The organism is Thermasporomyces composti, assembly GCF_003386795.1.
Classification (GTDB): domain Bacteria; phylum Actinomycetota; class Actinomycetes; order Propionibacteriales; family Actinopolymorphaceae; genus Thermasporomyces; species Thermasporomyces composti.
Genome location: NZ_QTUC01000001.1, coordinates 1061771 through 1086755 on the forward strand (window position 1 = coordinate 1061771; position 24985 = coordinate 1086755).

At 70.3% G+C, this 24985-nt stretch carries 26 protein-coding genes; 9 read left to right on the forward strand and 17 right to left on the reverse strand.

The annotated features are described in order from the left end of the window. Positions 1–20: 20 nt before the first annotated feature. The 3 genes from DFJ64_RS04610 to sigE form a co-directional block, all read right to left on the reverse strand. Entirely contained in the window at positions 21–1190 is a 1170-nt protein-coding gene (locus DFJ64_RS04610; protein ID WP_245940944.1) for a S1C family serine protease, read from the reverse strand. Positions 1191–1818: 628 nt separating this feature from the next. Next, complete coding sequence (locus DFJ64_RS04615; protein ID WP_211310493.1) at positions 1819–2400, reverse strand: anti-sigma factor family protein; 582 nt, start codon at positions 2398–2400, stop codon at positions 1819–1821. After that, the gene (gene sigE / locus DFJ64_RS04620) at positions 2397–3104 is read right to left on the reverse strand and encodes an RNA polymerase sigma factor SigE (protein WP_245940945.1); all 708 of its coding nucleotides are present in this window, start codon (positions 3102–3104) and stop codon (positions 2397–2399) included. Before sigE ends, DFJ64_RS04615 begins: the two co-directional genes overlap by 4 nt. A gap of 344 nt (positions 3105–3448) precedes the next feature. Here sigE and DFJ64_RS04625 point away from each other — a divergent pair, with 344 nt between their 5' ends. Continuing rightward, positions 3449–4144 (forward strand): O-methyltransferase, encoded by a 696-nt coding sequence (locus DFJ64_RS04625; RefSeq protein ID WP_425452167.1) that lies wholly within the window; start codon positions 3449–3451, stop codon positions 4142–4144. A gap of 28 nt (positions 4145–4172) precedes the next feature. On the opposite strand, the gene glgC is transcribed toward DFJ64_RS04625, so the two are convergent. After that, positions 4173–5399: a glucose-1-phosphate adenylyltransferase gene (gene glgC, locus DFJ64_RS04630; RefSeq protein WP_115851823.1), complete on the reverse strand. Its 1227-nt coding sequence runs from the start codon at positions 5397–5399 to the stop codon at positions 4173–4175. A 35-nt stretch (positions 5400–5434) separates the two neighbouring features. Between glgC and DFJ64_RS04635 the strand changes: the two genes are divergently transcribed. Beyond that, positions 5435–5983 carry a GNAT family N-acetyltransferase gene (locus DFJ64_RS04635; RefSeq protein WP_211310494.1) on the forward strand — a complete coding sequence of 183 codons (549 nt, stop codon included), beginning with the start codon at positions 5435–5437 and terminating at the stop codon, positions 5981–5983. A gap of 63 nt (positions 5984–6046) precedes the next feature. Here DFJ64_RS04635 and DFJ64_RS04640 read toward each other — a convergent pair whose 3' ends face one another. Next, a complete protein-coding gene (locus tag DFJ64_RS04640) occupies positions 6047–6415 on the reverse strand; it encodes an MmcQ/YjbR family DNA-binding protein (RefSeq protein ID WP_115849325.1) in 369 nt (122 codons plus the stop codon). Positions 6416–6474: 59 nt separating this feature from the next. Between DFJ64_RS04640 and glgA the strand changes: the two genes are divergently transcribed. Next, the gene (glgA, locus tag DFJ64_RS04645) at positions 6475–7668 is read left to right on the forward strand and encodes a glycogen synthase (RefSeq protein ID WP_115849326.1); all 1194 of its coding nucleotides are present in this window, start codon (positions 6475–6477) and stop codon (positions 7666–7668) included. Positions 7669–7825: 157 nt separating this feature from the next. Here glgA and DFJ64_RS04650 read toward each other — a convergent pair whose 3' ends face one another. The 4 genes from DFJ64_RS04650 to DFJ64_RS04665 form a co-directional block, all read right to left on the reverse strand. Next, a complete protein-coding gene (locus tag DFJ64_RS04650) occupies positions 7826–7993 on the reverse strand; it encodes a DUF3117 domain-containing protein (RefSeq protein WP_211310495.1) in 168 nt (55 codons plus the stop codon). Positions 7994–8232: 239 nt separating this feature from the next. Beyond that, positions 8233–8649, reverse strand: a complete 417-nt coding sequence (locus DFJ64_RS04655) for a RidA family protein (RefSeq protein WP_115849328.1) — start codon at positions 8647–8649, stop codon at positions 8233–8235. 22 nt (positions 8650–8671) lie between these two features. Then, positions 8672–9292 (reverse strand): DNA-3-methyladenine glycosylase I, encoded by a 621-nt coding sequence (locus tag DFJ64_RS04660; RefSeq protein ID WP_115849329.1) that lies wholly within the window; start codon positions 9290–9292, stop codon positions 8672–8674. Next, positions 9289–9804 carry a DivIVA domain-containing protein gene (locus tag DFJ64_RS04665; RefSeq protein WP_115849330.1) on the reverse strand — a complete coding sequence of 172 codons (516 nt, stop codon included), beginning with the start codon at positions 9802–9804 and terminating at the stop codon, positions 9289–9291. The genes DFJ64_RS04660 and DFJ64_RS04665 overlap by 4 nt, the downstream gene beginning before the upstream one ends. Positions 9805–9983: 179 nt before the next feature. On the opposite strand from DFJ64_RS04665, the gene folP reads away from it, so the two are divergent. Continuing rightward, on the forward strand, positions 9984–10898 hold the full coding sequence (folP, locus tag DFJ64_RS04670) for a dihydropteroate synthase (protein ID WP_115849331.1): 915 nt from the start codon (positions 9984–9986) through the stop codon (positions 10896–10898). An 84-nt stretch (positions 10899–10982) separates the two neighbouring features. Then, on the forward strand, positions 10983–11804 hold the full coding sequence (locus DFJ64_RS04675; protein WP_115849332.1) for a nucleotidyltransferase domain-containing protein: 822 nt from the start codon (positions 10983–10985) through the stop codon (positions 11802–11804). A 45-nt stretch (positions 11805–11849) separates the two neighbouring features. On the opposite strand, the gene DFJ64_RS04680 is transcribed toward DFJ64_RS04675, so the two are convergent. The 3 genes from DFJ64_RS04680 to DFJ64_RS04690 form a co-directional block, all read right to left on the reverse strand. Then, positions 11850–12638, reverse strand: a complete 789-nt coding sequence (locus DFJ64_RS04680) for an LOG family protein (protein WP_115849333.1) — start codon at positions 12636–12638, stop codon at positions 11850–11852. A gap of 123 nt (positions 12639–12761) precedes the next feature. After that, positions 12762–13823: a succinyl-diaminopimelate desuccinylase gene (gene dapE / locus DFJ64_RS04685; protein WP_115849334.1), complete on the reverse strand. Its 1062-nt coding sequence runs from the start codon at positions 13821–13823 to the stop codon at positions 12762–12764. A gap of 31 nt (positions 13824–13854) precedes the next feature. Continuing rightward, a complete protein-coding gene (locus tag DFJ64_RS04690; RefSeq protein ID WP_115851825.1) occupies positions 13855–14853 on the reverse strand; it encodes an SDR family oxidoreductase in 999 nt (332 codons plus the stop codon). A 403-nt stretch (positions 14854–15256) separates the two neighbouring features. Between DFJ64_RS04690 and dapD the strand changes: the two genes are divergently transcribed. Both dapD and DFJ64_RS04700 read left to right on the forward strand, forming a co-directional pair. Next, positions 15257–16198, forward strand: a complete 942-nt coding sequence (gene dapD, locus DFJ64_RS04695) for a 2,3,4,5-tetrahydropyridine-2,6-dicarboxylate N-succinyltransferase (RefSeq protein WP_115849335.1) — start codon at positions 15257–15259, stop codon at positions 16196–16198. Next, positions 16198–17094: a VldE C-terminal domain-containing protein gene (locus DFJ64_RS04700; RefSeq protein WP_115849336.1), complete on the forward strand. Its 897-nt coding sequence runs from the start codon at positions 16198–16200 to the stop codon at positions 17092–17094. The genes dapD and DFJ64_RS04700 overlap by 1 nt, the downstream gene beginning before the upstream one ends. Before the next feature lie 173 nt (positions 17095–17267). Here the strand turns inward: DFJ64_RS04700 and DFJ64_RS19365 are convergent, their stop codons facing one another. Continuing rightward, positions 17268–17753, reverse strand: a complete 486-nt coding sequence (locus DFJ64_RS19365; RefSeq protein ID WP_170152493.1) for a hypothetical protein — start codon at positions 17751–17753, stop codon at positions 17268–17270. 883 nt (positions 17754–18636) lie between these two features. Between DFJ64_RS19365 and DFJ64_RS04710 the strand changes: the two genes are divergently transcribed. Further along, positions 18637–19635: a PrsW family intramembrane metalloprotease gene (locus DFJ64_RS04710; RefSeq protein ID WP_115849338.1), complete on the forward strand. Its 999-nt coding sequence runs from the start codon at positions 18637–18639 to the stop codon at positions 19633–19635. A gap of 41 nt (positions 19636–19676) precedes the next feature. Here the strand turns inward: DFJ64_RS04710 and DFJ64_RS04715 are convergent, their stop codons facing one another. From DFJ64_RS04715 to fdxA, 3 genes are all read right to left on the reverse strand, one after another. Beyond that, positions 19677–20966, reverse strand: a complete 1290-nt coding sequence (locus DFJ64_RS04715) for a citrate synthase (protein ID WP_115849339.1) — start codon at positions 20964–20966, stop codon at positions 19677–19679. Between the two features lie 293 nt (positions 20967–21259). After that, positions 21260–22351, reverse strand: coding sequence for a succinyldiaminopimelate transaminase (gene dapC / locus DFJ64_RS04720; RefSeq protein ID WP_115849340.1), 1092 nt, complete (start codon positions 22349–22351; stop codon positions 21260–21262). A gap of 108 nt (positions 22352–22459) precedes the next feature. After that, positions 22460–22786, reverse strand: a complete 327-nt coding sequence (gene fdxA, locus DFJ64_RS04725) for a ferredoxin (protein ID WP_115851826.1) — start codon at positions 22784–22786, stop codon at positions 22460–22462. A gap of 77 nt (positions 22787–22863) precedes the next feature. Here fdxA and DFJ64_RS04730 point away from each other — a divergent pair, with 77 nt between their 5' ends. Then, positions 22864–23145 carry a putative acetyltransferase gene (locus DFJ64_RS04730; RefSeq protein ID WP_115849341.1) on the forward strand — a complete coding sequence of 94 codons (282 nt, stop codon included), beginning with the start codon at positions 22864–22866 and terminating at the stop codon, positions 23143–23145. A 32-nt stretch (positions 23146–23177) separates the two neighbouring features. Here the strand turns inward: DFJ64_RS04730 and DFJ64_RS04735 are convergent, their stop codons facing one another. Then, on the reverse strand, positions 23178–24893 hold the full coding sequence (locus DFJ64_RS04735) for a VanW family protein (protein ID WP_115849342.1): 1716 nt from the start codon (positions 24891–24893) through the stop codon (positions 23178–23180). Between the last annotated feature and the right edge of the window lie 92 nt (positions 24894–24985).

The window sequence follows — 24985 nt, forward strand, 5'->3', positions numbered from 1 at the left end:
CGCGCCGTCGCGCGCCACGCTCACCCGGTCTCCTCACCGAGGGTGACGATCGCCTTACCCGTCTTTCCGCCTCGGGTGTAGACCAGCTCCACCCGCTGACCTGGCACGAAGCTCCGAATTCGAACGATCAGGTCCTCCGCCCCGGTGACCTTGTGTCCGTTGATCGCCGTCACGATGTCTCCGCGCTGCAAGCCCGCCTTGTCGGCCCCGCTGCCCGGCTGGATCTCGCCCAGCCGCGCACCGGGCCCCTGGTGACGGACGTCGACCACCGCGCCCACGACCGGATAGACGGCGCGCCCGGTGCGGATGATCTGGTCCGCGGTCCGTCGCGCCTGGTTGACCGGGATGGAAAAGCCGACGCCGATGTTGCCCTCCTGCTGGTCGGTGCGGAACGGCGCGCGGTCCCCCACGGTGGCGATCGCGGAGTTCACACCCACGACCTGCGCGCGCAGGTTGACCAGCGGCCCGCCCGAGTTGCCGGGATTGACCGCGGCGTCGGTCTGGATCGCGTTGATGAACGACATCTCGCTGTCGCCACCGCCGGCGGTCACGGGGCGGTTCCGGGCGCTCACGATTCCGCTCGTCACGGTGCCCGTCAGGCCCAACGGTGAGCCGATCGCGACCACCGGCTCGCCGACGCGTACCCGATCAGAATCACCCAGCGCCACCGGCTTGAGTGGACCGACTCCCTTGACCCGAACCACAGCGAGGTCGTACGAGGGGCTGCGCCCCACGACGGAGGCCTTCGCCTCCTCACCGTCGTGGAAGACGATCGTGATCGTGCCGTTCCGCTTCACCGCCGGGGCGATGACGTGGTTGTTGGTGAGGATGTAGCCATCGGCACGGATCACGAAGCCGGAGCCGCTCGAGTTCCCCTCGCTCGAACTGACCTTGATCTGCACCACGCTCGGCAGTACGGCGTCCGCGACCTCGGCGACACTCGACGGCTTGGGCAACGCAGATCCCGCCGACCCTAGGTCGTCGTCCGGCTCCGGCGGCTCGGTCGCGATCAAGGCGGGCCCGAAGCGCAGGGTCGCCAGGACCCCCGCGCTCGCGCCGGCCGCGGCGGCCACGAGAGCGATCGCGACGGCGAGCGCGACCAGGACGCCACGGCGCGGCTGCCACGGGCCACGTGCGGTGGGCGGCTGAGCGGGCGCTGTCTTCGGTCCGAGCGGCGAGAGACCGGTCACGCCGGCTGGAGGAGTCCCGTTCGTGGGCGTCGGACGAGCCCACGGCGGTGGCGGCTCGAAGTCCGGCCGGCCCGCAGGGTAGTTCGGCCCAGGCCCGGGCCAACGGTGAGGCTCGCCGGAGTGGGAGGTGGACTCGACCCTCTGGTGTCCTCGCGCGCGGTCCCCCCAGCCGACCGAAGACTGGGACATCGCCGGCCGGTCCCCGCTCTGGTCCACTCGGCGGACAGATGGCCCATCCCGTCGCTCACTCATCCGGCCCGCCCTTTCTGATCCGTCCATTCCAGAGAAGCGGCGCCGACCCCCGCGAACCCCCGCTCCATGGCGAGCCGCGAGAAGTCGCCGGGCTCCCCTCGGTCGTCAGTCGGAGGGATTCAACCAGGACACCACCCGTCCCAGCCCTCGGTCCAGCTGTTGGTCGAAGCCGGTCGGCCGCGACAGGGGATCTTGGTGAGATAACCCCACAACCACGGTATTCGGAGCCTGGGACGGATCAACCACCGTTGCAGCCACGGCACATCCGATCCCTCGCCGGCATACATCACGAGTCACCGCGGATCGGTTCGCCGACGGACATGTCACGACAGGCCCCTGCGGGCCGACGAGAAACCGCGATGCCTCGCGTGGCGCGTCAGCGGCGGGTGTCGATGTCGAGAATGCCTCGTTCGAAGACCGTGCTGACCACACCGGGGTCGGCGAAAGGAAGCCGTGCCGTGGTCCCAGGGTGCTCGACGATGTACCGCCGTCCCGGCGGCTCGACCGTGATCTCGGGCTTGTCGGCCGGCTGGCTCCCAGCCGCGAAGGCGCTCGCCACCGCCATGCTCGCGAGCGCCGCGGCGCCGAGGAAACCGATGGTCGCCCGACGGCGCCGAGAGGGTCGGCGCGCCGGCATTCTCCCCGCCGCACCCGGGCTCGGCCGACGGGAGCCGGGCTGACCGGGCGGGCGTCCGAATCCGAACGCGCCAGGCGGGACACCGTGGGTGCCGTCGGACCACGTCCGCGCCGTGTCGGCGATCGCGAGCAGCGAGACCCCGAGCCCGGGTGGCGGCGTCGGGTCGGCCAGGCCGGACAGCAGCGACTTGACCTGGCGTTCGGCCTCGGCGTCCGCGCGGCACTCCGCACAGTGGGCCAGGTGGACGAGCACCCGGTCTCGCGTGGCGTGGTCGAGCTCACCATCGACCAGAGCGGACAGCAAGTCGTGGGGGTGCTTCACCACTCTCCTCCGCCACGTCGTGCCCGCTGACCCGCCGGATGCGGCGTCCGGCCGACGTCTTCGTCATGGTCCGTGTCGCCCACCGGCGGGTGGTCCGCACGCTCGGCGTCGGCCGTGCCGGCCGCCTCCTCGCCGGACGCGACGGTGGCCATCTCCGCCCGACTGGGCATGCGATGCGCCAACGCCTCGCGCAACTGCGCGCGCCCGCGGTGGATCCGACTGCGCACAGTGCCGAGCTTGACGCCCAAGGTAGCGGCGATCTCCTCGTAGGAGAGTCCTTCGATATCACACAGGACGACCGCGGCCCGAAACTCCGGCGGCAGGGCGTCGAGCGCCGCCTGGATATCCGCGTCGAGGTGCCGGTCGTCGAACGCCTCGGCCGGACTCGGCTCCGCGCCGGGCAGCCGCTCTGGCGCGTCCTCCGGCAGCGCGTCGAACCGGATCCGCTGCCGACGCCGGGCCAAGTCGAGGAACAGGTTCGTGGTGATGCGGTGCAGCCAGCCCTGGAACGTCCCCGGCGTGTAGGTGGACAGCGACCGGAACACCCGCACGAAGACCTCCTGCGTGAGGTCCTCCGCGTCGTACCGGTTACCCGTCAGGCGATAGGCCAGGCGGTAGACCCGGGACGCGTGCGTGCGGACGATCTCGTCCCACGACGGAGGGGTCCACACCTCAGGCGCCGTACCGGCGAGGTCCTCAGACACTGGACCACCTCCCGTCATCCGTCACGCGGCCGTGGCCCGAAGGCCATTGTCACCCTCGTGCCCCACAGCTCCGCAACCGCCGCACCGAGTGGAAACGGCGGCACCGCCACCTGTGTGACACCTGTCCCCAGTGTCCACGGCGAACGGCCTGGATGGCTCCGGTTCGACCCCGGATTTATCACCTTTTCAGGTACCGGCGTCTCAGGGTTCTCCCGGAGGGCCGCAGGAGCCCATGTCCCACGAGTCCCCCACGAGGGCACGGCACGCACCGTACGCCCGGGACCGGCGCTAGGGATGACGTGGCGAAGGGCACTACGCTTCCCCCTTGACGCGACGTGTCCGGCATGACCGGAAAGACCCGCCCGCGGCACTCGGCCAGGGGCTCGACGAAGGAGGTAGCCATCTCCACTGAGATGAAGCCCGCCACCTGGGCATACGCCGAGAGCTACGTCGCCGAGGACGACGTTCTCGCTCGGGCGCGTCTACGCGCGGCCGAGGTCGGCGCCACCCCCATCGGTCAGGGCGGCGGAGCCGCGCTGCGGTTCCTCGCCGCCGTCCTCAACGCCCGAGCGGTCGTGGAGATCGGCACCGGCTGCGGTGTCTCGGGCATCTGGCTGCTGCGCGGCATGGCGCCCAACGGCACGCTCACCAGCGTCGATATCGAGGCGGAGCACCAGCGTCTGGCGCGCGAGTCCTTCGCCGAGGCCGGCTTCCCTCACCAGCGCACCCGCCTCATCACCGGCCGCGCCCTCGACGTCCTGCCGCGGTTGACCGACGGCGCCTACGACCTGGTCTTCTGCGACGGGGACAAGCGTGAGTACCCCGAGTACTACGAGGAGGCGCTCCGCCTCCTTCGTCCCGGCGGTGTGGTCGCGATCGACAACACGCTGTGGCACGACCGGGTGGCCGACCCGGCGCAGCGCGACCCGGAGACCGTCACGATCCGAGAGCTGGGCAAGCGAGTCCTCGACGACGACCGGGTCGTGCCGGTCCTCCTGCCGGTGGGTGACGGCCTGCTCTGCGCCGCGAAGAAGGCCTGACGTCGCCGACCGCCCGACCGCGTCCTGGTCAGCGTGGGACTGGCTGTCCCTTCCCGAGCACGGTGACACCGCCGGCGCTGATGGTGAAGCCGCGGGCCCGGTCCTCGGCGTGGTCCACGCCGATTCGTGCGCCAGGTGGCACCACGATGTTCTTGTCCAGGATCGCGTTGCGGACCACCGCGCCCTCCTCGATGACGGTGCCGTCGAGGATGACACTGCGCTCCACCACGGCCCCGCGTTTGACGACCACCCCTGGCGACAACACCGACTCGCGCACGACGCCACCCGCGACAACCGAGCCTGGCGAGAGGATCGACTCGCTCGCCTGGCCACCGTCGACGAGTTTCGCGCCCGGGTAGGCCGGCAGGTTGGTGTAGACCGGCCACTCCCGGTTGTGCAGGTTGAACGCGGGGTCCGCCGAGACCAGGTCCATGTGGGCCTCGTAGTAGGAGTCGAGCGTCCCGACGTCACGCCAGTAGTCCCGGTCACGCGCGGTCGCGCCCGGCACCTCGTTCGCCGCGAAGTCGTAGACCTGGGCGTCTCCACTCGCCACCAGGAGCGGGATGATGCTGCCGCCCATGTCGTGGGAGGAACCTTCGTCCTCAGCATCCCTGCGGAGCGCGTCGACCAACGCCTCGGTGGTGAAGACGTAGTTGCCCATCGACACGAAGCTCTCGTCCGGGCTGTCGGGAAGCCCAGGCGGGTCCGCGGGCTTCTCCAGGAAGGCCTGGATCGTGCGGCCATCCGATGCCGTCTGGATGACGCCGAACGCCGACGCCTCGCGGCGAGGCATCCGAATGCCCGCCACGGTGACGCCGGCGTGCGAGGCCACGTGAGCGTCGACCATCTGCGCCACGTCCATCCGGTAGACGTGGTCGGCTCCGAACACCGCCACCAAGTCGGGCTTCTCGTCATCGATGAGGTTGAGGGACTGGTAGATGGCGTCCGCGCTGCCCTGGAACCAGCGGGGCCCCAGCCGCTGCTGTGCCGGAACCGGGGTGACGTAGTTCCCGAGCAGCGTCGACATCCGCCACGTCAGCGAGATGTGCCGGTCGAGGGAGTGCGACTTGTACTGGGTGAGGACGCAGATCCGCAGGATGCGCGCGTTGACGAGGTTGGACAGCACGAAGTCGACGAGCCGGTAGATGCCGCCGAACGGTACGGCGGGTTTGGCGCGGTCCGCGGTGAGAGGCATGAGGCGCTTGCCTTCCCCGCCAGCGAGGACGATGCCGAGGACACGCCGATCCTTGCCCACGCCGGCCACCCTACGACGCGGGCACGGCCGTCACAATGAACGTCGTGCCCGCGCTGGTTGACCCCACGACGAGCGTCCACGCGTCCTTTCTCGCCGCCATGGAGGAGTTCCGCGCCGAGGGGCGAGGTGGTCCAGGGGACTACACCATGATCGGCCACGACCTTCGGACCTACGCCACCACATGGCAGACACCCGAGGGTTTCGCCGCCTACGTCGCGTCCCTGTTGGCCGACCGTCTCGAGGAGACGCCACGTCCGCGCGGCTTCGTGCCCGCCACGACCCTGTGGTACGTCGAGGGCACGACCTACCTCGGACGGCTCGCGATCCGACACCGACTCACCCCGGCGCTGCGTGAGCGAGGCGGTCACATCGGCTACGACGTGCGGCCGTCGGCTCGGCGACGCGGCTACGCCACCGCCATGCTGCGGGAGGCCCTCCCCATCGCCCGTCAGCTGGGAATCGACCGGGCGTTGGTCATGTGCGACGTCGACAACGAGGCGTCCCGGAAGGTCATCGTCGCCAACGGTGGCGTGCTGGAGGGCGAGCGCGGCGGCAATCTGCACTTCTGGGTGCCCACCGGTTGACGCCGCCACTGTGCGCCGACGACGCACGTCTCGGGCACTCCGACGGCCGTCCCGACCGCTCGCTCAACCGTCGAGCTGGGCCAGGAGCCGCTTGGGCGCGACCACCCGGTAGGCGTCCTCGACGATCTCGGCGACGCGGTTCCAGTCGACCGGCACGTCGAGGTAGACACCGAGCCAGCCACGGTGGCCGACGTACGGCGGACGGAAGAAGCGAGTCGGCTCGGCCGCCACGAGCATCTCCTGGACTCCTTCCGGCGCCGCACACCAGAAGGCCACTCGGTCGTCGTGGTGATGGTCGGCGTACTGGACGAAGACTCGGCGACCGACGAACCAGGTCGGTTCGCCGTGACTGAGTCGCTCACTGACCTCGGGGAGCGCGAGGCACAGGGCCCGCAGCCGGCCGAGAGGGTCGTCAGGGGGTTCGGGCGTCATCGGCCGATGGTCGCACACGGCACCGTCAGGTCGGGCCGCCCTGCCCTAAGGTCTGGGCCATGCGAGTCGCCCTGCTCACCCGGGAGTATCCGCCACACGTCTACGGCGGGGCTGGCGTGCACGTCGACCACTTGAGTCGCGAGCTCGCCTCACGTGTCGACCTCGAGGTGCACTGCCTCGGCGAGCCGCGGCCCGGGGCGATCGCTCACTCCGAGGACGACCCGCGGCTGGCCGGCGCCAATCCCGCGCTGCGGATCTTCGCGGCCAACCTCGAGATGACGGCGGCGGTCGCAGGCGCGGACATCGTCCACTCCCACACCTGGTACGCCAACCTCGCGGGTCACCTGGCGAGCCTCCTCCACGGCGTCCCCCACGTCGTCACCGCCCACTCGCTCGAGCCCGCGCGGCCCTGGAAGCAGGAGCAGCTCGGCGGCGGCTACCGGCTGTCGTCGTGGGCTGAGGAGACCGCCTATCGCGGCGCGGCGGCGGTGATCGCGGTCAGCGAGGCGATGCGAAACGACATCGTGCGCTGGTACCCCGGGCTGGATCCGGCTCGCCTGCATGTGGTCCCGAACGGCATCGACACCAGGACGTACGCGCCCGACCCCGGCACGGACGTCGTGAAGCGGCTCGGCATCGACCCGAACCGGCCGTCCGTCGTGTTCATCGGACGCATCACCCCGCAGAAGGGCCTCGACCACCTGCTCGCCGCGGCGCACCAGCTCGACGCCTCCGCCCAGCTCGTCCTCCTCGCCGGCGCCGCCGACACACCCGAGCTGGCCCGCGAAACCGAGCGCGCGGTCGCGCGACTCCAGGCCGCCCGGGCCGGCGTGGTGTGGGTCCAGGAGATGCTGCCGCGCCACGAGGTCATCCAGGTGCTCTCGAACGCCACGGTGTTGTGCTGCCCGTCGATCTACGAGCCGCAGGGCATCGTCAACCTCGAGGCCATGGCGTGCGAGACCGCCGTGGTGGCGAGCGCCGTCGGTGGCATCCCCGAGGTGGTGGTGGACGGAGAGACCGGCCTGCTGGTGCCGTACACCGAGGACGACCCGACCCGCTTCCGCCGCGATCTCGCGGCCGCCCTCAACGCCCTGATCCGGAACCCGGCGCGGGCGAGAGCACTGGGGCGGGCCGGCCGGGAGCGCGTGGTCCGCCACTACGGATGGGAGGCGATCGCCCGGCGCACCGTCGACATCTACTCCACCCTCACACCGCCGCGACGGCAGCACGGACGAGGCCCGGTTACCACGTGAGCTCTCCACGCGCCGCCGGGCCGGCCGCCATGGCGACGACCTCTCAAGGCCGAATCAGGCGATTCTGGTCACGCCAGGACGACGGACCGGCACACGAGGACCCCGGCCGGCTCGAAGGTCACGGCCGGGGTCCCTCGAGCGCACAGATCTGGTGTCGCTAGCCCACGACCGACTTGAGCGCGTCACCGAGCTCGTTGGCCTCGTCTGCCGTGAGCTCGACGACGAGCCGCCCGCCGCCCTCGAGGGGAACCCGCATCACGATGCCTCTCCCCTCCTTGGTGACCTCGAGCGGTCCGTCGCCCGTCCGCGGCTTCATGGCCGCCATGCGCGCACTCCTTCCTGCCATCCGTGCGCGACGACTCACACCGAGAAACGGTGACACGCCGCCGACGCGTGTCGATTTGAGTCGCCATTATCCCGCATGGCGTCACCCGGCCGGTAGCCAAGATCCGCCTCGCGCCCGCGCACACCCTCCGCATACCCATCCGGAGCCGCTCTGACCTGCGCTTCTTCCGATCCTTGCGGATGCCCCGTCGACTTCCGGCGGCCTGTGGAAGACCGGGCTCAGCCGCCCAGGACCTTGGCGAGCCGGCCGCGTCGGGTCTCCAGCACGGCCTCGGCTTCGATCTCGACCTTCCACCGAGGGTCGAGCAGGCCGGCCACGACCACCATCGTGCAGACCGGACGGATGTCACCGAAGACCTTGCCGTGGACCCGGCCGACCGCCTGCGCGTCAGCCGGGTCGGTGAGGTAGATCCGGGTGCGCACGACGTGCTCGGGGCCGGCGCCCACCTGTGCCAGAGCGGTCAGGATGATCTCGAGGCAGCGCCGAGTCTGGACCGCCGGATCCGGGTCGACGTTCCCGTCCTCCCAGATCGGCGCGGTCCCCGCGACCAGCACGCGGTCGTCGACGGCGACGACGCGACTGAACCCGATCTCCTTCTCATACGGTGAACCAGAGGCCACCCGGCGACGTGCCATGCGCCTACTCCCTCCGTCGAGGTCATCTCCTCGCCCGCCTGGACGGGCCGGCCGGCGCTCCCTCCGGAGCGCTGCCGCACACCTCTCGCACCACGCAGTCGGCCAGGTGATCGTTGACCATCCCGGTCGCCTGCATGAGGGCGTAGCAGGTCGTGGGCCCGACGAACCTGAACCCCCGCCGCTTGAGCGCCTTGGCCATGGCTTCGGACTCCGGCGTGTGGGACGGGATGTCGGCGGGCGTGCGCGGTACCGGACGCGCCCGGTCGGGCGCGAACGACCAGAGGAACGTGGCGAGCCCGTCGTCGAGCTCTGCCGCCGCCCTGGCGTTGTGGATGGCCGCGCGCACCTTGGCACGGTTGCGCACGATTCCGGGGTCGGCGAGGAGCCGAGCCTCGTCGTCAGCGTCGAAGCTGGCGACGGTGGCGATGTCGAAGTCGGCGAACGCTCGCCGAAAGGCCGGACGCTTGCGCAGGATCGTCAACCACGACAGACCTGACTGGAACGCCTCCAACGTGAGCCGCTCGAACAGTCCACGGTCGTCGTGGACCGGTCGGCCCCACTCCTCGTCGTGGTAGGCGACGTAGTCGGGCGCGATGCTGGCCCATGGGCAGCGTCGGACGCCGACGGGATCGGAGGCCGTCACGATCGGTCCGACCCTGAGGTCCAGCCTGCCCTGTCGCCAGTATCGGTCCGGCCGCCGGTCCCCGTCCGCCAGGTCGCCGGCGACTGGCTGGTGGGCTCGACGGGCCGCGGCGCGCCGTCGGCTGGCTGGTAGGGATGGGCCTGGTGAGGGCGGGGACGGTCGACAGGCTCGGCGCGGCCGGGTCGCTGCGAGCCGGAGACGTCCCAGCCTCGCCGCGTGTTCCCCTCCTCGGATGCGAGGGAGCGCTCCAGCGCGGCGATCCGGGCGTCCCGCGCGGCGAGCTCGCGGGCCAGGTGCTCGATCACCTCATCGACCTCGTCCATGCGGTAGCCGCGGAGCACGACCGAGAACCGCACCTTCGACAGGTCGGCGGCGGTCATGGGCCGGCCCGCGGGGAGTCGTACCTCACGTCGGTCCGGGTAGGCGCGCGCCATCGCGCCGCCGCGTCCCGCAGCGACGGCGGCGGTGAGGCCGATGATGACGACCACGAGCACGACCCACAGCCAGGTCATGCCCCCGATCGTGCCATGCCGGGTCGACGATGCGCACGCGTCGGCCAGGCGAGCGTCTCGAGCGCTTGGACATCCGCTGGCGGCGCCCACCGCGGTGCGCACCGCACGACGGGCGTCCCCGACCGGCCCCGCGGGACTCGATGCCGCATCCATCGACACGACACGGCAGGCTGACCCTCATGGCGGCGGGAGATGAACAGCGGCGATCGCGTCGGGCGACAGGGCCCGGTGGTCCACTACGGCTGGGGAGGCGCGAGTTCGGCCCCGACGAGTACGTCGTCATGGGGATCGTCAACCGGACACCGGACTCCTTCTACGACCGCGGCGCCACCTACGGCGAGTCCGCTGCCCTCGACCGCGTCGACCGTCTCGTCGAGGAAGGCGCGGAGATCATCGACATCGGCGGTGTGAAAGCCGGCCATGGCGAAGACGTCTCGGTCACTGAGGAGCTGCGACGCACGGCGTCGTTCGTCGCGACCGTCCGCGCTCGCTACCCCGACCTGGTCATCAGTGTCGACACCTGGCGTGCCCCGGTGGCGCGCGAGCTGTGCGCGGCCGGCGCTGACCTGATCAACGACACCTGGTCGGGCGCCGACCCCGAGCTGGTGGAGGTGGCCGCCGAGTACGGCGTCGGGCTGGTCTGCTCCCACACCGGCGGCCTCGCGCCTCGGACCGACCCGCACCGGGTCAGCTATCCCGACGTGATGAGCGACGTGATCGAGCGGGTGGTCGGACTAGCCGAGCGGGCGGTAGCGGCCGGTGTTCGCGACGACGCCATCGTGGTGGACCCGACCCACGACTTCGGGAAGAACACTTGGCACTCCCTGGAGATCACGCGGCGGCTCCCCGAGCTGGTCGCGACGGGATGGCCGGTTCTGGTCGCGATGTCGCGCAAGGACTTCATCGGCGAGACTCTCGACCTCCCGGTCGAGGAGCGCCTCCCCGGGACGCTCGCGGCGACCGCGATCTGCGCCTGGGCGGGCGCCCGGGTGTTCCGCGCGCACGACGTCCGGGAGACCCGTCAGGTGCTCGACATGGTGGCGTCCATCCGAGGAGTGCGCCCGCCCAGCGTGGCTCGCCGTGGCCTCGCCTGACCACCGTGTCGGGTCTCGTGACCGAAGCAGTCACGCATCGAGAAAACAGGACTACATCCCGGCCGCGTCGTGGCAAGCTCTGGCATGCCCTTCGACAGCCGGAGCTTCCGCGACCAGACCGTGCCCACCGGGTACGGCGCCGACCAGCGTGATCGAGCCCACCAGGCCGGCGGCCATCAGGCGAGCGCCGCCCAGCCCAGCGTCGACTGGGCCAGGGAGATCGTCGTCCGACACGTCCGCACGGCGTTCCCGACCCTGTGCGCGGCCCTGCTCTCTGGCTCGATCGTGCGTGCGGCCGCGACCGAGACGTCCGACATTGACGTCGTCGTCCTCCTCCCCGAGAGGGCCGGCAGCCGGCGGGAGACCACCACCTGGGACGGTGCGCCGGTGGACCTCTTCGTCTACGACCCGGACGGCCTGACCCGCTGGCTCGGCAAGGACACCCAAGGCCGTCGCCCGGTCCTCTGCTCGCTCCTCATCGACGGGCACGTGGTGGCGGGTGACGCGGCGGCCGCCGAGCAGGCCAAAGCGCTCGCCCGCAAGGTGTACGAGGCGGGTCCGGCGAAGCTCTCCGACGCCGAGCTGGACCGCCTGCGCTTCGAGGCGACCGATCTCATGCTCGATCTGCAGAGCACGGTCGACCGGTCCGAGGCGCTGCTGCTGGCCGCCATGCTCGTGCAGACGACCGGTGACCTGGTGCTCAACGCCGCGGGACGGTGGACGGGCCGGGGCAAGTGGCTTCCTCGCGAGCTCCGGGCATACGACCCCGAGCTCGCCAGGGACCTCGCCGCTGCTCACGACGACCTCGCGCGGACCGGGGACGCCGAGATGCTGATCCGCCTCGTCGACAACATCCTGGCGCGGCATGGCGGCCGGATGGTGGCTGGTCGCATGGAGGCCGGCTGAACCCACCGGGGTGCACCGCTCTCCGTCCGACGGTGCCAGCAAGGCTCAGCGGACGTCCAGGCGACGCTGCGCGGCGCACATGATGCGCACGACCTCGCTCACGTCGTCGGTGACGTGAAGGAGGTCCACGTCCTCGGGGCTGATGCGACCCGTCTTGGCCACCGTGTCCTGCAGCCAGTCCACGAGGCCGGACCAGTAGTCACTGCCCATGAGCACGATCGGGAACGAGGTGACCTTCTTGGTCTGGACCAGGGTGAGCGCCTCGAAGAGCTCGTCGAACGTGCCGAAACCACCGGGGAAGACGACGAAGCCCTGGCTGTACTTGACGAACATCGTCTTCCGGACGAAGAAGTACCGGAAGTTCAGCCCCAGGTCGACCCACTCGTTCAAGCCCTGCTCGAACGGCAGCTCGATGCCCAGGCCGACCGAGACCCCGCCGGCCTCGCTCGCCCCCTTGTTGGCGGCTTCCATGATCCCCGGGCCACCGCCGGTGATCACGGCGAATCCCGCCTCGGCGAGCGCCCGGCCAACCCGCTCGGCCAGGGCGTACTCGGGGGCGCCCGCCGGCGTGCGCGCACTGCCGAAGACGCTGATCGCCGGGCCGAGCTCGGCGAGCGCGCCGAACCCCTCGATGAACTCCGCCTGGATGCGGAGCACCCGCCAGGGGTCGGTGTGCACCCAGTCGGCTGGGCCACGGGAGTCGAGCAGGCGCTGGTCGGTCGTGGTCGGCTGGACCTGACGGCCACGACGCACGACAGGGCCTTGCCGAACCTCCGCGCGGTGCTTGGGGCCGGTGGACGTCGGCTTGGGGAGAGCTTCGTCTACCTCGGACATCGGTGGGAAGGGTACGTGGCGTCAGCAGCTCATGCGACACGAGCCCACGACCCGATACGGCACGTCACCGTCCGGATACACGGCATGGGGAGGGGTGTCCCCCGCAGAGCGTGGCGTCGTCGACTAGCCAGCCAGCCAGCCGCGCAGTCGCTCCTCACACTGGTACAGCTCGTCGACGTCGACGTACTCATCCGGGGTGTGAGCGAGCTGGGGCTCGCCGGGCCCGTAGTTGACCGCCGGAACACCCAGCTCAGCGAACCGCGCGACGTCCGTCCAGCCGAACTTCGGCCTCGGCTCCCCACCGACGGCCGCCACGAACGCGGCGGCCGCGGGTCGGTGCAGACCCGGAGCCGCGGCGGGGGCGCTGTCGCGCAGTTCCACCTCGTACCCGTGCATGAGCGACCGCACGTGTTCGAAGGCCTCGTCCGGCGACCGGTCCGGTGCGAAGCGGTAGTTGATCGTCACTCGGCACTCGTCGGGGATCACGTTCCCCGCGACCCCACCGCTGATCCCGACCGCGTTGAGGCCCTCCCGATAGACCAACCCGTCGACCGGTACCTGTCGCGGCTCGTAGCTGGTCAACCGGTTGAGCACGTCGGCCGCCTTGTGGACGGCGTTCTCCCCCATCCAGGCCCGCGCGCTGTGAGCCCGCTTGCCGCGCACGATGACGTCGGCGCGCAACGTGCCCTGACAGCCGCCCTCGACATGGGCCGCGGACGGTTCCATCAAGACGGCGAAGTCAGCGGCGAGCAGGTCGGGGTGCTCCCGCGAGAGCCGGCCCAGTCCGTTCCGCTCCGCCTCGATCTCCTCGCAGTCGTAGAAGACGTACGTCACGTCCCGGACGGGTTCGGTGACCGTCGCGGCCAGCCGGAGCGCCACCGCCACCCCACCCTTCATGTCGCACGCACCGAGGCCGTAGACACGATCGCCCACGCGACGCGACGGCAGGTTGCCCGCAGGCGGCACGGTGTCGAGGTGCCCGGCGAGCACGACCCGTTCCGATCGGGCCAGCTCGGTCCGGGCCACCACCGTGTTGCCAAAGCGCCAGGTCGTCAGGTGAGGGAGGGTGCGCAGCGCGGCTTCCACCGCGTCGGCGAGCTCGGCCTCGTTCCCGCTCACCGACTCCACATCGATGAGCGCGGCGGTCAACGTGGCGACGTCGGCGTGGATGTCGAGGCTGGCCATGGCGGCAGTCTGCCAGTCCTCGACGGCGCGGTCAGGGCGAGCCTCGTCCCGCCGCGGCGACGAGCTTGTCGAAGAGGGCGTCGGTCCGCTCGTCGACCACCTTGTGCTCCGGGTGGGCGTCGTACCACTCGACGATCTCGCGCGCGCCTTGGCTGAACGGCACCGTCGCCACGTAATCCGGTACGAGCGCCTTCACCTTCGTGTTGTCGAAGATCACCGAGTGCGCCTTGTCGCCCAGGAGCGGGCCGGCGAGGCGAGGCTCGGCCGCGGCGATCGTCTCCGAGGCGACGTGGACCAGGCGCGGCTCCACCCCGGCAGCGGACGCCATCGCGGCGTAGATCTGGTTCCAGGTCAGCACCTCGTCGGAGGTGATGTGGAAGCTGTCACCGATCGCCTGGGGACGGCCGAGAAGGCCGACGAAGGCCTTCGCGAAGTCGGTGTGGTGCGTCAGCGTCCACAGCGAGGTGCCGTCACCGTGCACGACCACGGGCAAGCCGCGCCGCATGCGGTCCACGGCGGTCCAGCCGCCGGTCAGCGGGACGGACGTTCGGTCGTAGGTGTGCGACGGTCGCACGATCGTGGCCGGGAAGCCGCTGTCGCGATAGGCCGCGACGAGCACCTCCTCGCAGGCGATCTTGTCCCGGGAGTATGCCCAGTACGGGTTGCGCAGCGGAGTGGACTCCACGATGGGCAGCCGCTCCGGAGGCTTCTGGTAGGCCGAGGCCGAGCTGATGAAGACGTACTGGCCGACCCGGCCGGCGAAAAGCTCGATGTCGGCTCGTACGTGGTCGGGCGTATACGCCACGAAGTCGACGACCACGTCGTACTCGCGGCCGCCGAGCGCCGACCGCGCAGCGTCGACGTCGCGAACGTCGGCTCGCAGGACTCTGGCGCCCTCGGGGAGCGGCCGTAGGGAGGTCCGACCGCGGGTGAGGACGGTGAGGTCGTGTCCCGCCTCGAGCGCGCGAGCGGCACAGGCGGAGCTGATGATGCCGGTGCCGCCGATGAACAGGATCGACAAGGACGCCATGCGCACCATCCTTTCGTCGGAGGCCCTTCGCGAGAGGCCCTTCATCAGAGGCCCTTCGCTGGGAAGGCCCCTCAGGTCGCGTCGTACAGGGGTCCGCCACCCTCGTCCCTCGGCGTTGTCCTCGTCGGCATTGGGAAGCGGCCCTCCTCCCCCTGCGTGGCCGGCATCCTTCCACCGATCCGGCGGCGAGCGGCGCTCGTGTCCGATCTTGGTGCCTGATCGCGCGCCCGACCGCGGTGGTGGACCGCGGTGTCCGATCAGGGCGACCGATCAGGGTCCGGCGGACGACCCGTGACGGCCGATCACGGCGGTCACCGGACGCCCACGACGAGCGGCTGGAGGACGGACCGATGTTCGTGGACCCCCGCCACGGCCGTCGACCTGGTCTGGCAGGCTGAGATCCATGAGCGACGCACCTGGCGCCTGGGGCTTTGGAATCGCCACGACCACGTTCGAGGGCAAGATCCTCGACACCTGGTATCCGGATCCGAAGCTGGGCCGACCCACGGCCGACAACGACGATCCACCGGCCGAGCTTCGGGCGCTCGAGGGTGACGACGAGCTGCGACGGGTCCGTCGGACCGTCGTCCGGACGGTCGTCGACTCACTCGACGAGCCGCCCGCCGACGTGCCCGACGCCTACCTGCGGTTGCACCTTTTGTCCCATCGGATCATCCGCCCGCGCGAGGCCAACCTCGACGGGATCTTCAAGGTGCTGCCCAACGTGGTGTGGACCAGCCTCGGCCCGTGCGACCCCGAGGGGTTCGAGGTGACTCGCCTCCGGCTCCGCGCCGCGGGACGCGAGGTCACCGTCCACGGCGTCGACAAGTTCCCGCGGATGGTCGACTACGTCGTCCCGACCGGGGTGAGGATCGCGGACGCCGACCGTGTGCGCCTCGGCGCTCACCTGGCGGAAGGCACGACGGTCATGCACGAGGGGTTCGTCAACTTCAACGCCGGGACGCTCGGTGCCTCGATGGTCGAGGGTCGGATCTCCGCCGGCGTCATCGTCGACGAGGGGTCCGACATCGGCGGCGGCGCCTCGATCATGGGCACCCTCTCCGGCGGCGGCACTCAGGTGATCTCGGTAGGCAAGCGGTGCCTGATCGGCGCGAACGCCGGCATCGGCATCTCGCTCGGCGACGACTGCATCGTCGAGGCGGGGTGCTACGTCACCGCCGGCGCGAAGGTTCGGCTGCGCGGCGGTGAGATCGTCAAGGCAGTCGAACTGTCCGGCACCCCCGGCCTGCTCTTCCGACGGAACAGCATGACCGGTGCGCTGGAGGCGATCCCACGAGGGGGCACGACCATCCAGCTGAATACGGCACTGCACGCCCACAACTGATGATCCGCAAGATCCTTGGCTACCTGCTCATCGCGCTCATCGCCGGTGGTCTTGTCGTCGTGGGCTCGGTCGTCGCGAGCGAGCTCATCCTCCGCCAGCCGCTCAAGGAGCACTGCTCGGCGTCGGCGGGTGGCGCGACGGTGCGGCTGACGGTCGAGGAGGCGGAGAACGCCGCGCTCATCTCCGCCCTGTCGATCCGTCTCGGGATGCCACCTCGGGCCGCGACCATCGCCCTCGCGACGGCGTTCCAGGAGTCGGGGATGCGCAACATCGACTACGGCCACCTCGACTCCCTGGGCCTCTTCCAGCAGCGACCGAGCCAGGGTTGGGGCTCCCCGGAGCAGATCCTCGATCCCTACTACTCGACGACGACCTTCTACACGGCGCTCGCGAAGGTCGACGGCTACACGGAGATGGAGATCGCGGACGCGGCTCAGAAGGTCCAGATCTCCGCTGACGGCAGCGCCTACGCCCAGCATGAGCCGGGCGCGCGGGCGCTCGCCTCGTCCCTGACCGGGTACTCCCCCGGCGGGTTCTTCTGTGCGTTGCGGGATGACGAGCCGCGGGCCGCGCGTCCGGACGGGTTGCGTGCCGAGCTGACCAAGGCGTTCGGCGACCGGGCGGGTCCGGCCAGGGTTCGTCGCGACGCCGACACCCGTGCCGCAGGTCTGGGACGAGGCGACGAGGCGACGGCCGTCGTCGAGGTCGACCCGCCCTCCTCGTCGACCGGGTGGGCAGTCGCGCAGTGGGCCGTCGCCTACGCCAAGCGGTACGGCGTCACGGAGGTCTCCTACGACGGACGCGTGTGGTCGCTGGAGGACTCGTCCGAGGGCTGGCACGACGGCGAGAACGCGCCATCGAACCGGGTCCTCATCGCCTTCGACGAGAGGCGCTGAGCCTCACGCCCACCCGTCGGGCACACGTGTCGGGGGTGGGGTCGACACACCCATCGACGAGCGGTACCAGTGCTGAGCGCGGCGAGAGGACGACCGTGCGCCGAGCGCCACCACGACCCAGACGACGCCCGCGAAGAGGGCCGTGGTTCCCGCGAGCGGGACGGCGACACTCATCAAGTCGTCGGGCAGGAGGAGGAACCCACACCGACCGCCAGCCCGAGGACGCCCGAGACCGCGAGCCAGCCACTGCCCAGCAAGCCCGCTGCTGCCAGCATCAAGTCGGCGAAGCCGGCCAGCAGCCACGCGATGGCGAGGGTCCCCATGACCAGGACGACGTCCGTCACCAGGCCTCGGAGGCTGAGCACGCCGGCGACCAGCGCGAGGGAACCCACCAGTGCGGAGTACGTCAGCTCCACCACGGTGCTGGTCTCCCGAGCCACGATGGCGGCGGTGACGCGGGTCGCCCCGGTGGTGAACAACCACGCACCGACGAGGAGGGCGAAGAACAGGAGGCCTCGCCGGCTCGAGGTGAGGACCGCCGCCCCGAACCCGAGACTCAGCACGCCGAGGCAGAACGGGAGACCCCACGGAACGGCCAGGACGACGAGCTCGTCGTCGAGCTCGTCGTCGAGCGTCGTGGTGAGCCCCGCGTCGGGCACCACAGCGCCGTTCGGTACGAGATCGCCACGGTGTGTCTCAACGGCGACGGCCTGGTCGTCGGCACCCCGCCCGTCCGCGGCACGGTCAGCCGACCCCGACGTCTTCGGGGACGCCGCGTCGCTGGTCGCCCCTATGTCATCGGTGGGCTTTAGGTCATCGGTGGACGCTGCGCCATCGGTGAGAGCGGTGTCATCGGTGAGAGCGGCGTCATCCCTCGACACGGTGTCGTTGGACGGCCCTGTTCCATCTGTCGACCCTGTTCCATCGGTCGAGCCCGTGCCCACGGGGGACACCGCGTCGTCGGCCGGCGCTGGGTCACGAGTTGGCGCTGAGTCACTAGTTGGCACTGGGTCACTAGTTGGCACTGGGTCACTAGTTGGCACTGGGTCACTAGTTGGCACTGGGTCCCTGGCCAGCGCTGGGCCAGCGGCCGGGTCAAGGGTCGACTCGGTGTCCCTCGCCGCCGCCTCACCGGTCGCCGCTGTCCCATTGGTGGCGGCCGCCTCACCAGTCGCCGCTGTCTCACTGTTCGACGCTCCGGTATCGGGCGCCCCTGGGACATCACGCTCCCCTGGGGCGACCACCGACGTTGTGTCACTCGCCCCTGGGTGACTCGTCGACGCCGGGTCGCTGATCGATATGGCGTTCGCAGACCTCGCGCTCGTGGACATGACGTCGCTCCCCCCACTGCTCACGCTCACGTACCCAGCCCGGCCGTGCCTGGCACATCAGCCCAGCGTCAGCGATGTGGGGCGCCACGCCCCGTGAGCCGACGCCTCGCGCCCCGTAGGCGAGGGCATGCACCCTCGGGAAGGCCTCGAGGAAGGCATCGATGGGCGGAGCAGTGCATGAGACGGGTGGAGCCGGGAGAGAACGCGAAGCATGAGCGACGTCACCGCGGAGGCCGCCGGCGCGGACGACCGAAGCGACGCGACCACGCTGGATTACGTGCGAAGGCTCCGCAGCCACGGCTGGGGACGGATCCTGCTCGGCGGCACCACACTGTGGGGGCTGGCCACCGCCCTGACCCTCGCGACAGGGAACGCCAACCTGCTGCCGGTGATCATCCTCGTCGGCGGCTTCCTGTTCCCGGTGACGTTCGTGGCCTGGGCCTGTCGACGCGAGGACCAGGGGGAGCTCACGCCGGAGATCCTCATCCGAGGGTTCCTGCTCGGCGGGATCCTCGGCACGGTGTCCGCCGCGACGCTCGAGGCCTACTTCCTCACCCCGTCGCCCCTGCTGTACGCGGGTGTGGCGATCCTCGAGGAGGCCGCCAAGGCGGCGATCCTGCTCCACCTCGCCCGTGCCCTCGTGCAGCGCACGCTCTGGGACGGCCTCGTCCTCGGCGCCACGGTCGGCTTCGGCTTCGCCGCGTGCCAGTCCGTCGGCTACGGGCTCAACGCGGTCTTCACCGTCACCGGCCTCTCCCTCCGCGAGGTCGTCGAGACCGAGCTGCTCCGCGGGGTCATCGAGCCCACCAGCCACGCCTTGTGGACCGCGATCATGGGCGCGGTCCTCCTCCCCGTCATGCGCGGCCGGACATCGCCTCGGGTGGGACCTGAGCTCGTCCTGACCTTCCTCGGGGTGTCAGCCCTGCACACGCTGTGGGACGCCACCCACAACATCGCGGTGGTCTTCACCCTGCTCGTGACCGACACCCCGTGGCAGGGCCGCCTCTTCGGACTCGGCTACCTGCCGCGGCCCACCGATGCCCAGGTCCACCTCTTCACCGCGGCACAGTTCGTCGGCTACGCCCTCGTCGGGGCGACGGGGCTGTTCTGGCTCGGCGTGCTACGCCGGCGGCTGGACCGGCTGCACCGACTGGCGGCACTCGTCGAACCGGCCGACTCCCTGATCCCCCAGGGGCCGGAGTACGCCTGACCGCTCAGCCAGGCCCTGACCACTCGGCCAAGCGTCGAGCCTCAACGCTCGTCGATCGGCACGTACGACCGCTCCGGCTCGCCGACGTACACCTGGCGCGGCCGGCCGATCTTGGTCATCGGGTCGTTGACCATCTCACGCCACTGGGCGATCCAGCCGGGGAGGCGGCCGAGCGCGAAGAGCACCGTGAACATCTTCGTGGGGAAGCCCATCGCGCGGTAGATCAGGCCGGTGTAGAAGTCGACGTTCGGATAGAGCTTCCGCTCGATGAAGTAGTCGTCGTTGAGGGCGACCTCCTCCAGCTCCTTCGCGATGTCGAGGAGCTCATCGGACTTGCCGAGCCGAGCGAGCAGGTCGTCGGCGGTGCGCTTGATGATGGCCGCCCGCGGGTCGTAGTTCTTGTAGACGCGGTGTCCGAAGCCCATGAGCCGGACACCCTTCTCTTTCCGTTTCACCCGCTCGACGAACTCGGTCACATTGCCGCCCTCGGCCTTGATGCGCTCGAGCATCTCCAGGACCGCGGCGTTCGCGCCACCGTGCAGCGGCCCGGACAGCGCGTGGATACCGGCCGAGATGGACGCGAACAAGTTGGCCTGGCTGGAGCCGACGAGACGCACGGTGGACGTCGAGCAGTTCTGCTCGTGGTCGGCGTGGAGGATGAACAACAAGTCGAGCGCTTGCGCGACCACCGGATCGACGACGTACGGCTCGGCGGGGAGCCCGAACGTCATGCGGAGGAAGTTCTCGACGTAGCCGAGAGAGTTGTCGGGGTACAGGAACGGCTGTCCGACCGTCTTCTTGTAGGCGTACGCGGCGATCGTGGGGAGCTTGGCCAGCAGCCGGACCATGGAGATCTCGACAGCCTCCGGGTCGAGCGGGTCGAGGCTGTCCTGGTAGAAGGTCGACAGCGCGCTGACCGCCGCCGACAACACCGCCATCGGGTGCGCGTCACGCGGGAACCCGTCGAAGAAACGCTTGAGGTTCTCGTCCAGCAGGGTGTGTCGACGGATCCGGTCCGCGAACTCCTCGTACTGCGAACGGGTCGGCAGGCTGCCGTAGATCAACAGATAGGAGACTTCGAGGAAGTTGCTCTTCTCGGCCAGCTCGCCAATCGGATATCCCCGATAGCGCAAAATGCCGGCCTCACCATCGATGTAGGTGATGGCCGACGTACAGGCTCCGGTATTGACGTAACCGGGGTCGAGCGTGACATACCCAGTGGCCTTGAGCAGCGACGAGATGTCGATCCCGGATGGGCCCTCGGTCGCGGTGACAACCGGGAGCTCGAGCTCCCCGTTAGCGTGCCTCAGCGTGAAATGTACGTCCGTCACGCTCCAGTCCTCCGTCCTACCCGCTGCTGGGGGTCGAAGGGCCCGCGCGGGCCCTGGGCGAACACCGTCGAGGTTCGGGCTTTCCCCGGCGCCTCACGTCGCGAGCCAGCCCGGTAGGGCTCCGGCTCGTGGTTCAGCATCCTCCCTCTCCTACCTGTCGGGTCCGGGCGGTCGAGCCCACCCTGTGCTTCCATTCGCCCCCGTTCCTGGTCACCCGTTCGGCACCCGTCACCTCGGTCGCGATCACCTCGCTTCGCGCCGGACCGGCTCACCCACGCCGGCCCGGCCAGGTCTCATCCCGCCTCCAGGCGTTCGGCCGCCGCGGCCACCCGCTCGTCGGTCGCGGTGAACGCCACCCGGACATGCCGGGCGCCCGCCTCGCCGTAGAAGTCGCCAGGCGTGACGAGAACGCCCCGGTCGGCGCACCACCGCACGGAGTCCCAACACGGCTCGTCGCGGGTCGCCCACAAGTACAGCGACCCCTCCGAGTGGTCGATCCGGAAGCCTGCCGCCTCGAAGGCGCGCCGCAGCACGGCACGACGCTCCGCGTACCGAGCCCGCTGCTCGTCCACGTGCGTGTCGTCGCGCAGGGCGGCGATCATCGCCTGCTGGACCGGACTCGGCACCATCATCCCGGCGTGCTTGCGCACCTCCAGCAGCGTCTCGATGACCTTCGGATCGCCTGTGACGAAACCGGCCCGGTAGCCCGCGAGGTTGGACCGCTTCGACAACGAGTGCACGGCCAGAATGCCCTCGTGATCTCCGCCACAGACATCCGGGTGGAGGACCGAGACCGGCGTGGCGTCCCAGCCGAACTCCAGGTAGCACTCGTCCGAGACGACGAGCGCGCGACGCTCCCGAGCCCACGCGACGACCTTCGCCAGGTGCTCAGGGGGAAGGATCCGGCCCGTGGGATTGGAGGGTGAGTTCAGCCACACCAGCCGGACCCGACGCGGCCCGAGCGCGAGCGTGGAGTCGGAGGGGACGACCTCGCAGCCAGCGAGCAGCCCTCCCACCGCATACGTCGGGTAGGCCGTTTCCGGCACGACCACCACATCGCCCGGCCCCAAGCCGAGGGTCGTCGGGAGCCAGGCGACGAACTCCTTCGAGCCGATCGTGGGGAGGACAGCGTCCTCCGCGACACCGGTGACCCCGAAGCGTCGACGCAGATAGTCGACGACGGCCTGGCGCAGCTGCGACGTTCCGTGGGTCGTCGGATAACCAGGAGCGTTCGAGGCCTCGCACAGCGCCCGCTTCACGACCTCGGGCGTGGGATCGACGGGGGTACCGACCGACAGGTCGACCAAACCACCTGGATGAGCCGCCGCGCGTTCCTTGTCAGGACGGAGCAGGTCCCAGGGGAAATCGGGCAGTCGGCCTCGCACGCTCCTCCTCTCCTCGTCATGGACCTCGGTCTCCGCCGCGCGGTCGGCCTCGGGCGGCTCGGCCGTCGGCGGACAGGCCGACCTCCCGTGGGTCGGACCGTCCCGCGCTCAGCCCTCGGTGTTCTGCGGCGGCAGCGCGGCGATCAGCGGGTGGTCCTTGTTGATCACACCCGTCTTCGACGCGCCGCCAGGGGAGCCGAGGTCGTCGAAGAACTCGACGTTGGCGGTGTAGTAGTCCTTCCACTGCTCTGGAACGTCGTCCTCGTAGAAGATGGCCTCTACGGGGCAGACCGGCTCACACGCACCGCAGTCGACACATTCGTCCGGGTGGATGTAGAGCATGCGGGCGCCCTCGTAGATGCAGTCCACGGGGCACTCGTCCACACATGCCCGGTCCTTCAGATCCACGCACGGCTGCGCGATGACGTAGGTCACCGGTTCCTCCTCTGTCGAGCTGACCTCCCCTAGTATCGCCGCCACCGCGTACGACACCGCAACGAAGGGTCCTTTCCGTGCCACTCTCACCGGCCGACGTCGGCCGCCGTGTCGTCGTCCGACGCAGGCTCGGCGTCGAGGAGGGTCGTCCCGTCTACGGCGACGTCCTAGGGGTCCTGGAATCGTGGACCGCCGGCGTGCTCACCATCCGGCGGCGTGACGGTCACCTCGTCCAGGTCGCGGAGGAGGACGTGGTCGCCGGCAAGCCGGTGCCGCCTCCACCCGCCCCCCGCCGCCGGCGACCGGCCCCACCCGAGGAGTCGGCGCCCGGCCAGACCGGCGGGGAGTCGGTGGACTGACTTCCGCGCGCCTCACGCTCGCGCGGGGAACGTTACGACCCCGGTGACGGAGGGGCGCTGCAGATGATGGTGTCCTCCGGCTTGTAGACCACGTGGTCCACCTCGGAGCGCACCCGCTTGCCGTTTCGGTAGAGCCAGCGGTAGACGTCGACCTCGAAGCCAGGCACACCGGACTGCGCGACGCAGCCGGGCTTCGGGTCGTAGTAGCGCTTCGGCGGGCGGACGTTGTAGCGGTCCGAGGTCCGGGTGCGCACCTCCCAGTACTTGGTGCTCCACAGCCGCACCGTGACCGACCCGCGCGTGCCGGGGCTGCTCCGCTCCCGCCAGGCCTGCACGTAGACCGCGTACGGCGTGTTGTTGCGCCACCTCAAATCGAGGGAGCCCCAGTAGACGGTCGCCTCCCGACCGACGGGGTAGCGGTCGATGTAGAACCCGTGCGGCCGGTGCTCCACGTCGTCCATGCCCGCGAAGAAGGCCGCGTTGTAGGTCGTGGTGGCCACCTGGGACACGCCGCCGCCAAGCTCCTCGCGGAGGCGCCCACCCTTGATCACCAGACCGTCGGTGAAGCCGTTCTCCCGCGTGCGCTCGCCCACCGTCTTGTTGAAGCTGAAGGTCTCACCGGGGAGGACGAGGGTGCCGTTGATGAGCTCCGCCGCCCGGCCGATGTTGACGTTGCGGTACTCGGCGTGCGGGTAGTAGGTGGTGAACTCACCCACCACCTCCTTGACGCCGAGGCCTTCGAGCTTCTCGGTGGTGAGCTTCGGCTGCTTGGTCACGGTCTCGACGACGGCGACCCGCTCGTCCCCGGACTTCTGCAGCGCTCCGAGCACGGCCTTGGCGAGACCTTCGGGCGGCACGGTGCGTCCGGGCCGACTCGGGCGGACCGTCGGCCGACCTCCCGACATGACGATCGAGGCGTCCCTCGGCTCCACCTCGACCTCGGCCAGCCGATCGGAGAGCGCCTTCGCCAGCGACCTCGCGTCGAGCTTCGGTGCCAGCTCCCCGTTCTCCACCCGCATGCTGAGCGCGGAGCCGATCTCTTCCGGAGTGGCTTCGAACGACTCGTCGTCGACTCGCACCGTCACCGGAGCCGACATCGCCGGCTCGGCGAACTCCCCCAGCGCCTGCCGCAGGTCCTCGGTGCTGACGGCGGGGCGAACCTGTCGGACAGGCAGCGCGATGGGACGGTCGGAGCGCAGGAACTCCGCCTCGATCCGGTCCGCGGCCGCCTCGCGATCAAGCTCCCGCCCGGGCTTGGGCTTGGTGATCCGTGGCTCCCCGTTCTCGAACGTGATGGCGCCCTCGACGGCGTCCTTGTCGACCTTGCTGGCCACCGACTGCAGCGTCTTCTGCAGGCGACGCTCGTCGACCACCACGACGGGGTCGACCTCCTCGCCGCCCACGATCGTCCGGACCATGGTGACCGGATTGAAGCTGCGCGGCGCCTGCGCGGACTCGACCGTGGCCGCCACGTCGAGGCTCAGACCGGCTTCTTCCGGTCGGACCGAGAAGGTCGCGCCGGCGGCGGTCAACGTGAGCGGCTTGTCGGCCCGTGGCAGCAGGTCACGCCGCAGCCGCGCCTCCGCCGCCTCGGGGGACAGACCTCCCACCGGGACGCCCGCGACCGTGGTGCCGCGTGGCACTCGGTTACCCAGCGAGTACGCCGTCAGCACGTAGGCACCGAGCAAGACGAGCATGACCGCGCCGGCCGCGGCCGCCACGATCCGTCCGGTGCGCCGGTCGCGCACCGCAGGTATGGGCTGGGTCGGGTCCCCCGATTGGTACACAAGCTCCTCCGCGTATCGCTAATCCGCGCGGGTAGGTCCGGCCGAGCGAACTC